The sequence below is a fragment of the Haloferula sp. BvORR071 genome (assembly GCF_000739615.1).
Classification (GTDB): Bacteria; Verrucomicrobiota; Verrucomicrobiia; order Verrucomicrobiales; family Akkermansiaceae; genus Haloferula.
Genome location: NZ_BATP01000009.1, coordinates 20,334 through 32,506 on the forward strand (window position 1 = coordinate 20,334; position 12,173 = coordinate 32,506).

At 62.6% G+C, this 12,173-nt stretch carries 12 protein-coding genes and 1 pseudogene; 6 read left to right on the top strand and 7 right to left on the bottom strand.

Annotated elements, in window-relative coordinates; translation table 11 throughout:
• Positions 1-7 precede the first annotated feature (7 nt).
• Both BV071_RS06960 and BV071_RS06965 read left to right on the top strand, forming a co-directional pair.
• Complete coding sequence (locus BV071_RS06960) at positions 8-874, top strand: sugar phosphate isomerase/epimerase family protein (protein ID WP_035604059.1); 867 nt, start codon at positions 8-10, stop codon at positions 872-874.
• Positions 875-1,026: 152 nt separating this feature from the next.
• Positions 1,027-1,776 (top strand): DUF2071 domain-containing protein, encoded by a 750-nt coding sequence (locus BV071_RS06965; RefSeq protein WP_035604062.1) that lies wholly within the window; start codon positions 1,027-1,029, stop codon positions 1,774-1,776.
• 218 nt (positions 1,777-1,994) lie between these two features.
• Here BV071_RS06965 and hpt read toward each other — a convergent pair whose 3' ends face one another.
• Positions 1,995-2,528 carry a hypoxanthine phosphoribosyltransferase gene (hpt, locus tag BV071_RS06970; RefSeq protein ID WP_035604065.1) on the bottom strand — a complete coding sequence of 178 codons (534 nt, stop codon included), beginning with the start codon at positions 2,526-2,528 and terminating at the stop codon, positions 1,995-1,997.
• A gap of 55 nt (positions 2,529-2,583) precedes the next feature.
• Positions 2,584-2,904, bottom strand: a complete 321-nt coding sequence (locus BV071_RS06975; RefSeq protein WP_265594161.1) for a hypothetical protein — start codon at positions 2,902-2,904, stop codon at positions 2,584-2,586.
• 177 nt (positions 2,905-3,081) lie between these two features.
• Between BV071_RS06975 and BV071_RS06980 the strand changes: the two genes are divergently transcribed.
• The 4 genes from BV071_RS06980 to BV071_RS06995 all read left to right on the top strand — a co-directional run bounded on the left by BV071_RS06980 (position 3,082) and on the right by BV071_RS06995 (position 6,531).
• Complete coding sequence (locus BV071_RS06980) at positions 3,082-4,074, top strand: malate dehydrogenase (protein ID WP_035604072.1); 993 nt, start codon at positions 3,082-3,084, stop codon at positions 4,072-4,074.
• Between the two features lie 94 nt (positions 4,075-4,168).
• Entirely contained in the window at positions 4,169-4,909 is a 741-nt protein-coding gene (locus tag BV071_RS06985) for a DUF2071 domain-containing protein (protein WP_035604076.1), read from the top strand.
• A 51-nt stretch (positions 4,910-4,960) separates the two neighbouring features.
• Positions 4,961-5,743: a thiazole synthase gene (locus BV071_RS06990; RefSeq protein ID WP_035604079.1), complete on the top strand. Its 783-nt coding sequence runs from the start codon at positions 4,961-4,963 to the stop codon at positions 5,741-5,743.
• Positions 5,740-6,531, top strand: a complete 792-nt coding sequence (locus BV071_RS06995; RefSeq protein WP_035604082.1) for a cysteine peptidase family C39 domain-containing protein — start codon at positions 5,740-5,742, stop codon at positions 6,529-6,531. The genes BV071_RS06990 and BV071_RS06995 overlap by 4 nt, the downstream gene beginning before the upstream one ends.
• 16 nt (positions 6,532-6,547) lie before the next feature.
• Here BV071_RS06995 and BV071_RS07000 read toward each other — a convergent pair whose 3' ends face one another.
• The 5 genes and pseudogenes from BV071_RS07000 to BV071_RS07020 all read right to left on the bottom strand — a co-directional run.
• Positions 6,548-6,847, bottom strand: a complete 300-nt coding sequence (locus tag BV071_RS07000) for a carboxypeptidase-like regulatory domain-containing protein (RefSeq protein ID WP_265594162.1) — start codon at positions 6,845-6,847, stop codon at positions 6,548-6,550.
• A gap of 45 nt (positions 6,848-6,892) precedes the next feature.
• The gene (locus tag BV071_RS07005) at positions 6,893-9,226 is read right to left on the bottom strand and encodes a Tex family protein (protein WP_035604087.1); all 2,334 of its coding nucleotides are present in this window, start codon (positions 9,224-9,226) and stop codon (positions 6,893-6,895) included.
• A gap of 108 nt (positions 9,227-9,334) precedes the next feature.
• The gene (locus BV071_RS07010) at positions 9,335-10,096 is read right to left on the bottom strand and encodes a hypothetical protein (RefSeq protein WP_052573003.1); all 762 of its coding nucleotides are present in this window, start codon (positions 10,094-10,096) and stop codon (positions 9,335-9,337) included.
• Positions 10,097-10,112: 16 nt separating this feature from the next.
• Positions 10,113-10,601: a hypothetical protein gene (locus tag BV071_RS32610; RefSeq protein WP_265594163.1), complete on the bottom strand. Its 489-nt coding sequence runs from the start codon at positions 10,599-10,601 to the stop codon at positions 10,113-10,115.
• Between the two features lie 29 nt (positions 10,602-10,630).
• A pseudogene (locus BV071_RS07020) lies at positions 10,631-12,173 on the bottom strand (alpha-2-macroglobulin family protein); the annotation flags it as partial.

Here is a 12,173-nt window from a genome sequence, read left to right on the forward strand (position 1 = left end):
CTCTGCCATGAAACTCACGGGCTTCGCCGACGAGGCGGGCCGCGACCTCGAGACCCAGATCCGCGCCACCAAGGACCTCGGCTGGTCCGCCATTTCGTCCCGCATGGTCGATGGCGTGAACCTCCACGAGCTCCCGCAGGAGAAGTTCGATGCGGTGGCTGACCGCCTCGATGCGGAGGGTATCCATGTGCCGGAGTTCGGCTCGCTGATCGCGAACTGGGGCAAGAAGATCTCCAGCGACTTCGACGTCACGCTCGCGGAGATCGACCGCGCCATCCCGCGCATGCAGCGGCTCGGCACGAAGCTGATCCGCGTGATGTCCTATGCCCAGGAGCCTTGGGGCGAGGACCAGCAGGAGCAGGAGCGCTTCCGCCGGCTGCGGGAGATCGTGAAGCGCTTCGACGATGCCGGGCTGATGGCGATCCACGAGAACTGCATGAACTGGGGCGGTTTCTCCGCAGTCCACACCCTGCGGCTGATCGAGGAAGTGCCAGGCCTCAAGTTGGTCTTCGACACCGGCAATCCTCTCTTCCAGCGCGATCGTTCGAAGGGCGAGCCCTTCCCTTGGCAAGATCCTTGGGAGTTCTGGACCAAGGTCCGCGACCACGTCGTCCACATTCACATCAAGGACCTGATCAGTCCGGCCATCGATGGCGTGGAACCAGTCTACACGATGCCGGGAGAGGGCGATGCCAAGATCCCTGAGATTCTCGCCGATGCAAAGTCCCGCGGCTACGATGGCTGGATCGCCATCGAGCCGCACGTCGCCACGGTCTTCCACGTGAAGGACCAATCGCAGGTCGATTGGCAGCAGTGCTTCGATAGCTACGTGGAATATGGGAAGCGGATGGAGAAGATTATGGCGGGGCTGTAAGTTGCAACTGCCTTGGCTAAGGAGCGGGGACCTTACTGTCCCCGGAGCGGTCCCTCGAAGCTGCTTCGCCCGAAAGGTGCCAGCGACAGTAAGGTCGCTGCTCCTTATGCCGATGCTGGCAGATTCCGACGAAGAGGAGTAGGTTCCGGGGCATGACTCCACCGGACCTCGCGCAACGCCTTGCCGTCCGCGAGCGTCCACCCGGGCGGCCGGTCATGAAGCAGCGCTGGTCGCGCTTGCTCTTCCTGCACTGGCGCGTGGATCCCGACCTGCTGCGTCCGCTACTGCCGCCGGGTCTGCATCTCGATCTGCATGAGGGCGCGGCGTGGCTGGGGGTTGTGCCCTTTCGGATGGAACGGGTGCGCCCGGTCTTGTTGCCCGCCGTGCCCGGGCTTTCGTGGTTCCTGGAGCTGAATGTCCGGATCTATTGCCACGACGACCACGGGAGGCCCGGGGTCTGGTTCCTCTCGCTCGATTGCAACCAGCCGGTGGCGGTGGAGCTGGCGCGCAATCTCTTCCTGCTTCCCTATCAGCACGCACGGATGCGCTATGGAGGTGAGCTTGCCGCGACGCGCTATCATTGCATGCGGCACGGTGAAGAAGCGGAGGCGGTGTATGAGTATGGTCCCGCCCCTTCAGCGGAGGTGCGCAACGCAGAGCCCGGTAGCCTGGAGTTCTTCTTGTTAGAGCGCTACCTGCTCTTCTCGCAGGGGCGCGGAGGAAAGCTCTACAGCGGCCAGGTGAATCACACGCCCTATCCTTGGGTGCCCGCGGATTGCGGCAAGTGGTCCACCTTGCCGGTGAAGTGGGACGGCTTGCCCGAGCCTCAGGGAGCGCCGGAGTCCGCGTTGTGGGTGGATCATGTGGATGTGCACATCTTTCCGCTGAGGCGGCTGGAATAGAGAGTAGTAAGCAGTAGACTGGGACGCGCCCCCTTTTGGGAGCGAGGAGGCACCTGTCCCGCTGAAGCTACCGTTGCAGTAACGCAACATCTCGCGGTGAAATGGATAGCTCCGTGGCTTTGCTGCCGACCGTTAGAGCAGAACGCAGTCAGGGACCATTCTGCGGGGCAGGTGCCTCCGCGTTCCCTGGGAAGGACGTCCTCTTCGTCCGAGGCTCCCTACTGCGCCTCTGGCTTCAGCACGCCCACGTAGGGCAAGTTCCGGTAGCGTCCCTGATAGTCGAGGCCGTAGCCGACCACGAACTCGTCCGCGATGTAGAAGCCGACATAGTCCGCCTCCACCGCCGCGGCACGCTCCTTGTCCTTCGCCAGCAGCACCCCTGTCTTCACTTCGGTGGCACCTTCCTCATAGAGACGGTCCACCACTGCGCGCAGGGTCCGCCCGGTGTCCAGGATATCGTCCAACAGCAGGACCTTGCGGCCCTTGATGTCCGGAAGCTTGTGATCGAGGAAATTCACCGTGCCGCTGCTCTCCGTGCCACCGTGGTAGCTGGCCACATTGATGCACTCGATCTCCAGCATTCGCGGCACCCGGCGCAGCAGATCGGCGGCAAAGACCAGCGCCCCTTTCAGGAGCACCACCACCACCAGCACCTCGCCCGGGAAATCCTTGCGGACCTCCTTGGCCATCACATCGAGCCGCTTCAGGATCACGGCTTCATCCACCAGCACGCGCTCGATGTCATTCTCCATGCGCGGAGAATTCCCCGATCCGCCGGGGCGATTCAAGCTCAAGCGGCAATCCGCCTTACTCCTCTTCGCGCTTGATCCGATAGATCTTCTCGCCCTGCTCCCGCAGGTTCAGGCGATCGCGGGCCTTGAGCTTGAGGAACTCCGGATCGTCCTTCATGGCCTTGTGCTCGGTCTCCCGATATTCCAACTCGGCCTTGATCTTGGTCTCCTCCCTCAGGGTCCGCTGCAGTTTGTCCTCCATCTCGGTCAGATGGCGCTTCTGCGGCAGCGCGGAGGCCACCACGGCCATCGCCAGAACCAGGGCCATCACCCCGAAAATGATCCGGTTGAAGGTACAGATGACCCGCGTCTGGGCTTCCAGTCGCTTCAATTTCACACGGGAACTCTGCTTTTTCCGCGCTGCGGCCATCCGAAGCGGCTTTGTTAGCATTACTTAAGCAATACCGACAGCAAAAAAAATCAGCCCCCACGGACAACTCCGCACCATCGTCAACGGTTGACCGGAAGTGCACGCGAAGTTTACACCCGTGCCCCGCAGCATCCGTTTGTCTCCATGAAAGATCCCATCACCGTCTCCATCACCGGGGCCGCCGGCCAAATCGGCTACGCCCTGCTCTTCCGCATCGCTTCCGGCGCGCTCTTCGGTCCCGACCAACCGGTCAACCTGCGGCTGATCGAGATCGAGCCGGGCCTGAAGCCGCTCCAAGGAGTGGTCATGGAGCTGGATGACTGCGCCTTCCCGCTGCTGCGCGAGGTCGTCCCGACCGCCGACCTGAACGAAGGTTTCCGCGGCACCAACTGGGCCCTGCTCGTCGGTTCCGTGCCGCGCAAGGCCGGGATGGAGCGTGGTGACCTGCTCGGCATCAACGGCAAGATTTTCACCGGCCAAGGCCAGGCGATCGCCAAGAACGCGGCAGCCGACGTCCGCACCCTGGTGGTCGGCAATCCCTGCAACACCAACGCCCTGATCTGCGCCGCGAATGCCGATGGCATCCCGAAGGACCGCTTCTTCGCGATGACCCGGCTGGACGAGAACCGCGCCAAGAGCCAGCTCGCCAAGAAGTCCGGCATCCACCACTCGCAGGTCACCAATCTCTGCATCTGGGGCAACCACTCGCCCACGATGTACCCGGACTTCACCAATACCCTGATCGGCGGCAAGCCGGCCACCGAGGTGATCACGGACCGCGCCTGGCTAGAGGGCGAGTTCCTTACCACCGTCCAGAAGCGCGGTGCCGCCATCATTGAAGCCCGTGGCCTTTCCTCCGCCGCCTCTGCCGCCAATGCGGCGATCGACACCGTTGTCAGCCTGGTCAATCCGACCCCGGCTGGCGACTGGCACAGCGTGGCGGTTTACTCGGACGGCAGCTACTACGGCATGCCCGCCGGCATCATGACCTCCATGCCGATCCGCACGGTCACCAATGGCACTTGGGAAGTGGTGGAAGGCGTGCCGGTTAGCGAATTCAGCCAAGGCAAGATCGACATCACCGTGAAGGAGCTGCTCGAGGAGCGCGAATTCGTGAAGGATCTGATTCCGGCCTGAGCTTTTGAATAGGCAAACTCGGTTGAGTTAAAGTTATAAAAAAATCATAGAAAGCCGCGGGACATCCTGCGGCTTTCTGCTTTTATATTGCTCTATGACCGGTCTGCCCTCCATCACCGGCCTCATCCGTCGCCGCCTTTTGGTAAATTACCGGGTCGACGCCGAGCGAGTCGCCAAAATCCTGCCGGAAGGATTCCGGCTGAAACTCCACCGCGGTCATGCGATTGCGGGGATCTGCCTGATCCGTCTGGAAGACATCCGCCCGCGGGTGCTGCCGGCATGGGCGGGGGTCACCAGTGAGAATGCCGCCCACCGCATCGCCGTGCTCTGGGATGACGAGGATGGCCGCGAGCGCGAGGGAGTTTTCATCCCGCGGCGCGATACCAGCTCACTGGTCAATCACCTCTCCGGCGGCCGGATCTTTCCGGGCGAGCATCACCTCGCGGACTTCGCCGTGACCGATGAGGAAGGCCGGATCGAGATGGCCATCCGCTCGCGGGATGGGGCCATGAAGGTTCGTCTCAGCGCCCGCGAGACCCCTGACTTCACCTCCGGCTCCTGCTTCCGCTCTCTGGCAGAGTCTTCGGCCTACTTCGAGGCTGGCAGTGTCGGGTATTCCACGACCAAGGACTGCGACCGTCTCGATGGCATCCGTCTGGATACCGAGGTGTGGGATGTTAAGCCGCTGGCGGTGAGTCTGGTGGAATCCTCCTTCTTCGACGACCCCAGGCTCTTCCCGCCCGGCAGCGCGGTCTTCGACCATGCCTTGATCATGAGGGATATCCCCCATGAATGGAACGGCGTGGCAAGCCGCGAGCTGGCGGTGCCAGCCTAAGTAATCGGCAGGGCTTGCAAGCGGGGGCTAGGCCCCTAAAGTCCGCCGCCGATGTCCCAGCCGCTTGTCATTGCCGGTCGCGAATTCTCTTCCCGCCTCTTCGTGGGCACCGGGAAATTCTCGTCGAATGAGGCGATGCGCGATGCCCTCGCCGCCTCCGGCTCGCAAATCGTGACCGTCGCGTTGCGCCGCGCCGATCTCAGCGGCAAGAGCGATCCCTACGCGAACATCCTCGATTTCATTGATCCGGAGAAATACCTGCTCCTGCCGAACACCAGCGGTGCCATGAACGCGGAGGAGGCCGTGCGCCTTGCCCGTCTCGCCGCTGCCGCCGGCCTGCCGAAGTGGGTGAAGCTGGAGATCCACCCGGATCCGACCTATCTGCTGCCTGATCCGATCGAGACCCTCAAGGCCGCCGAGATTTTGGTGAAGGAGGGCTTCACGGTGCTGCCCTACATCAATGCCGATCCGGTGCTGGCCAAGCGCCTGCAGGAAGCGGGCACCGCCACGGTGATGCCTCTGGGCGCGCCGATCGGCTCGAACAAGGGCGTGGTCACCCGCGACCAGATCCGCATCATTATAGAGCAAGCGATCGTACCGGTGGTGGTGGATGCCGGTCTCGGAGCTCCCAGCCATGCCGCTGAGGCGATGGAGCTGGGTGCGGATGCGGTGCTGGTGAATACTGCCATCGCCATCGCTTCGGATCCCTCGCGGATGGCGATTGCGTTCAAGAAGGCGGTCGAGGCGGGGCGTGAAGCTTTCGAGCTCGGGCTGCCTGAGCCGACGGATGCGGCATCGGCGACGAGTCCGCTCACGGGATTTCTCGGAGCATGACCCTTTCCGCACCTGTCGTATTGGCTCTCACTTTGGGCGGATACGTGTTGTTGCATGTCGCCGCTTGCAGGCTCATCGCCAAGATAGGGAAGCGAGCCAAGCTGGCAGCAGCTTTCAGCTCGCTACTGCTGTGCCTTCCGGGCCTGTGGTTCGTGCTCTACTACCTCCACCGGCTGCCGGAGCCGCCGCTGCTCTATCAGCTTCATGCCCTGCCCTTCACCGAAGTCTTCCTCGCACTCTTCGGCTTCGCCGCGGGCCTGTGGCGCGCGGTCTTGCCACGGGCCTTGAAGCTGGTGCCTACCGCTGCGGGCGCCTTTCTGCTGTGCATCCCCTTCCTCAAGCCCGTGTTCCGGGCTCTCGACCGCAGCGAGCTTCATGAAACCTGGCGCGATGAGGCTTGCATCCAAAGTTCGATGACCACCTGCGGGCCTGCGAGCGCCGCAAGCATCCTACGCCATCTGGGCGACAAGGAAGTCACGGAGCGTGAACTCGCCACGGAGGCGTGGACCTCGCGGTCCGGCACGGAGGCATGGCACCTCGCCCGGGCGATCAAAAGCCGTGGCTACAAGGTGAGCTTCCTCGCTCCGGACGGCCTGCCTGATCCGAAGGAGCTTCCCGGCATCCTCGGCATCAGCCTTGGAGGCGCGGGTCACTTCATCGCCCTGCTCGAAATTGCCGACAGTGAAATCACCTTCGTCGATCCTCTCCGCGGCAGGCAGCGCATGAGCATCGATGAGTTCAAGAGATCGACTCAAATCGAGCCCTTCTTCATGTCGATCCAGAGGTAAGGCGTTCGCGGAGAAGTCATCGGTCCAGCACCACCCGCTGCGGCTTGGCCCCGGTGTAGTCCACGTGGGCCTTCTTGAAGCCCGGGGCGCTCACGTCCAGCCACTTAACCTCCTGGACACGGGCCGGGAGGTTCAACTCTCCCTTCTTGTCCGTGGTATTGGCGTTGTAGTTGATCGAAGGTGCAACCGGCTCGACCTTGGCCCCTGCGATCGGCGAGCCGGAGCGGTCCACCACCAGCACATCCGGCGGCGTGGAGCCACATCCAGCGATCAGGCCGCAGAGTATCATCAGGGAAACCGGGAACATCCATTTCATGCCCGGTTCCCTAACACGGCTGCGCCACCCCTGCGATTGGAAAGCTTACTTCTTCTTCGCCTGGTTCATCGCTTGGCTGAACCAGTCATTGGTCCCGCCCCCACCCTGCTGCGGGCGGGAGTCACGGCGCTGATCCGGCCGCGGTCCGCGGTCGCGGTTGTCGCCGCCGCCAGCTGGCGCACGGCGCGGCTCCATATCCGGCTTGGACTTCATCGAGAGGCCGATGCGGTTGCGCGGCAGGTCCACTTCCATGACGGTGACATTGACCTTCTGACCAACCTTCACTGCCTCGTTGGCGTCGCGGATGAAGTGATCGGCCAATTGGCTGACGTGGACCAGGCCGTCCTGGTGGACGCCCACATCCACGAAGGCCCCGAAGGCAGTCACGTTCGTGACGATACCCGGCAGCTTCATGCCCACCTTCAGATCGGACGGCTTCTCCACCCCTTCGGCGAAGGAGAACAATTCGAACTGCTTGCGGGGGTCGCGGCCCGGCTTGGAGAGCTCGGCGAAAATGTCCTGCAAGGTCGGCAAGCCCACCTCGCCATCGACGTACTTCTTGAGATCGATCTTCTTGCGCGCGGCCTCGTTGGTCAGCAGATCGGCTACTTCGCAACCGGCATCGGATGCCATGCGCTCGACCAAAGGATAGCGCTCCGGGTGAACTGCGGAGCTGTCCAGGGGATGCTTGGCGTCGCGGATCCGCAGGAAGCCCGCGGCCTGTTCGAAAGCCTTCTCGCCAAGGCGCGGCACCTTCTTCAACTCATCGCGTGAAGTGAAGCCACCATGCTCGGTGCGGAAGGCCACGATGTTCTCCGCGAGGGAGGCATTCAGGCCGGAAACATACGCGAGCAATTGCTTCGAGGCGGTATTGAGCTCCACGCCCACGGCATTCACCGAACTGATCACGCTGTCATCGAGGCTGGCCTTGAGGGCGCGCTGGTCGACGTCGTGTTGATATTGGCCCACGCCGATTGCCTTCGGGTCGAGCTTCACCAGCTCTGCGAGCGGGTCCATGAGGCGGCGGCCAATACTGACGGCACCACGGACGGTGACATCTTCGTTCGGGAATTCCTCGCGCGCGACTTCCGATGCGGAATAGATCGAAGCTCCGGACTCATTGACCATGACCACCGGAATTGAGGACGGCAGCTTGAGCTTCTTGACGAAGGCCTCGGTCTCGCGGCTGGCAGTACCGTTGCCGATCGCGATGGCCTCGATCTTGTATTGGGTGACCAGCTTCACCAGCTCGGTGGCAGCCTCGTAAAGTTGGTTGTTAGAGCCGGCGGTGGCATACAAGACCGTATGATGAAGCAACGCGCCCTGGGCATCCAGCACCACGGTCTTGCAGCCGGTGCGGAAGCCGGGGTCAATGGCCAGGGTGCGCTTGCGGCCCAGCGGGGAGGCCAGCAGCAGCTCGCGGAAGTTATCGGCGAAGACCTTGATCGCGGTCTCGTCCGCGACCTTCTTGCCGGCCATGCGCATCTCCGTCTCCATCGAGGACATGAGCAGGCGCTTGCAGCCATCATCCACCGCCAGCTTTACCTGATCCGCGGAGGGGCCGCGGCCGGTCACCCATTCCGGCTCGGCCAAACGCGAGACGCGCTCCAGCGGCACTTCGATGCGCATGATGAGGAAGCTCTCCTTCTCGCCACGGCGGATCGCCAGCATGCGGTGCGAGGGGATGGTCTTGAAGGGCTCGCTCCACTCGAAGTAGTCGCGGAACTTCGCGGCCTCGGGGTCGGTGTCCTTGCCGTACATCACCTTCGACACCACGGTCGCTTCCTCTTGGTAAACCTTGCGCACGCGGCCGCGCAGGCCGGCATCGTCCGCCACGCGCTCGGCGATGATGTCGCGGGCACCGGCGAGTGCTGCATTGGCATCGGCGACTTGCAGGTCCTTCTCAATCTCCGCGCCCGCCTTGACGAACTTCGCGGCTTCCTCGGCGGGATTCGCTCCTTGATTCGCGAGCAGCCAATCGGCCAGCGGCTCGAGGCCTTGGTCCTTCGCTTTGGTGGCGCGGGTCTGGCGCTTCGGCCGGTAAGGCGCAAAAATATCCTCCAGCACGGTCATCGTCGCGGCGGCGTCGATCTTCTTCTTGAGTTCTGGTGTGAGCAGGCTGCGCTCCTCCAGCGACTTGATGATCGAAACGCGGCGGCCGTCGAGTTCGGCCAACTGGATCATCCGGTCGCGCACGGCTTGGATCTGCACCTCATCCAGCGAGCCGGTGGCTTCCTTGCGGTAGCGGGAGATGAACGGCACGGTCGCGCCCTCGGCCAATAGTTTCGCCGTCGAGGCCACGGATGATACCGAGATGCCGGTTTCCTTGGCGATGGTGGCGATGTGCTGGGCAGCTGCTTCGTTCGGGACCTCACTCATAGTCGTAGTCGGACGGACATTTTACTCCCCTTGATCTCCGCGTGGCAAGCGGTGGAAAATTGCAAGAGTAAGCCGCGAATGTGGACCGATTGTGAATAACCCGGGCGATCAGGGCGCGGTTTTCGCCTCCAAGCGGGCGAAAATCACCGCCTTCCGGGCCCGGTCGATGCCCACCAAGCCGCCGGTCTTCGGGTCCAGGGCGATCCCCTGCCCCGGAAAGGGCGATGGGACCGTGCCGACCCACTCGATCATGCCGCCTTTTTCGGGGACCTTGAGCCGGTAGATTACCTTCTTGTCGTGCCCGGTCGCGAGCAAGAGGTCTCCCATCCAGACTCCGCCGGAGAGGCTCATCGCGCCCCAGTCCTTCATCAATTCGGGTGGGTAGTTCCAGCGGCCGGTCTCTTTCCACTCTGCATCGAAGCGCAGGAGGCAGGATTTCTCCTTCTCCGTGCCGTAGCCCGCGAAGTGACACCACCAGCTTCCATCTCTCTTCAAAGCCCATGTGACACTGCCGGGCGGCTCGGCGAACTGATGAAATACTTCCAGCTTCATCGACTCCAGATCGAGCACGCGGATCTCCCCTTGCTCCGGCTTGAAGGGGAAATTCGAGTGGGCGAAGTAGATCTTGCCATCGATCAGCACCGCGCTGTTGAGATGCGCGGCCTTGCCGGTGCTGAGCGCGAGTTCCTTGCCGGTCTCGCGATCCAGCTTCGCGATGGTGGTGCTGGAGACAGCATAGATGAAATGCTCGTCCGCAGCAGCGGCTTGGGCGGCATGGGGTGAGGTCAGCACCGATGTCTCGACGTAGGCCTCGCTGGCGAGGCACGACGAAACCGCAGCCATCAGGCAGCCGAGAAGGGATTTCCGCATGACCAATGCTTGTCCATCAGGCCCCGGCTTTCAAGCGGACCCGCAAGCGGCCCAACCCCTTCATCACCTCCTCGCGGTTCTTCGCGGACTTCATCCACAGGGGCATCCGACTGCCGACGGAGTGATTCGACCAGCCCTGCTCGCCGCGAGCCCGCTCCCGCAACTGCGCGCCGACGTAAGCTTCGAGAAATTCGAGATGAGCTTCGTTGCGGGCCCAGAGCACCTCGCCACAGCAGGGAGTCTGAAGCCAGACGGGGCGATCAAAGCAGTGGTCGTGCCGCCTATGCCTATAGCTGATCAGTTGAAGATGGGACTTCTGCAAACCCTGCGAATAGGAACACTTGCGACAGACCAGCCGAGCCAGCCTGAACCAACCGGAGGGCAGCTCCCGGTCGCTCTGGCGGATGACCGCGCACCCGCTGCAGCGCGGACAGGTGACGATGATCTCGTCCCCGAACGAGCCAAGGCATTCGCCCTTGTCTACAAATCGCTTGGTCACTTTCACGCGGGTGCATCGGAGCAAAACAGCACGCCTCACTCCACCACAATCTCCACACTCCCGCTGTGCGCATTGAACTCCGGCGCATACATGCAGCGGATTTCCGCGATGCCGGTCTGGTATTTCCCGGAGTACTGGACGCGCACGCTGGTCTCGAAGACATGGGTGCCCGCGGGCAGGCGGTCGATGAAGAAGTGGCTGGCGGTGTCGCGGGTCACCTCGTAGTAGGCGAGCCCGTCCTGCCAGCGGTAGCCGCTGAGGACATTCACTGGCTCGGTGCCGCTGCCGCGCAGGTCCTTGAGGTGGACATACTCCATCGCGCGGTCGTTCTTGAGGATCACGCGGGTGACCAATTCATCGCCAACTTTCGCGGGGCCTTCAAGCGGTTCGAGGACCGGGCCCTTGTCGGTGTTCTTGCGGATGAAGAGGGACTTTTCCAGATGCAAGGGCGTGCCGTCGTGTGGCGCAACCTTGGACATGTCCTCGAGGTACTGCCAGTGGACGCTGGCCCAGGCCACGCCCTTGTCGCTTTTCTCCAGCTCGATCTTGCCAAGCTCCGGCTTCACCGCGGATCCGGTGATGCGGCTCTCGTAGAAGCCGGTGCCAGCTTCCACATTCTGCGGTTTCACTTCCTGTCCGCCCAGGGAGACCTTTAGCAGAGCATTTGAGGACAGCAGTTTTTTGCCGCCGAGAAGGAGTGCATAGACCGCATCGGCGGTGGCCTTGGTTGTCTTCCAGTCCTGTACTTGCTTCTGTTTGATCAGCCAGACCTGGCAGTCGTCGACCGCTTTGTCATCCTGATCGATCTCACGGAATGCCTCGATCATCATGGCCTGGGTCTCGATTGGGGCTTCCCACCACCACCAGCCCTCGCCCTGACCGTCTTTCCAATGCATGCCCTGCTCTTCTTCGTTCACGGCGTTTTCCTTGAGCGAGCGGGTGATCGCGGCGGGCACGGCCTTTTCGCCGAGCCGGTTCAGCGCGAGGGCGACATGCGCCCGTGACATCCGGCTGCGGAGTTCCCTCCAATTCTTGCGCGCTTGTCCGGTGAAGTATTCGAAGGCTACTTTATCCTGCGCCCTCAGGGCCTTGTCCTTCAGGAAGAAAGTCCGAGCATAGAGATGCAAAGCCACACTGCCGTCGAGATTCATCTCATCGAGCAGCTTGTCTTTGCGGAGATCCTCGTAGCGCTCGGTCAGGTCGGCATCCAGCTTGTCGAGGGCCTTCAGGGCGGGTTCGATATCGGTGGCCACACCCAAGCTGCGGAGGCGAGCGAAGCCGGTGACGATATAGCGGGTGATGTATTCATCCCCTTCCCCGCCCGGGAACCAAGGCCAGAGGCCATTCTTGAGCTGCATGGCCGCCAGCTTCTCCAGGCCCTTCTCCGACTCGCGGTCCATGTGGCTGGCATCGAAAAGCAGGCCCACGCGGCGGCGGGCTTCCGATTCATCCTGCGCCTCTGCGAGCCAAGGCGTTTCATCTAGGATGATACCCTTGATGTCTGCGTTCTTGGTGAGCGGGCTGTCGAGTGCGCCGCCGCCTGCCTTCCATTGGTCGAAGGTCCGCCGGATCTTCGGG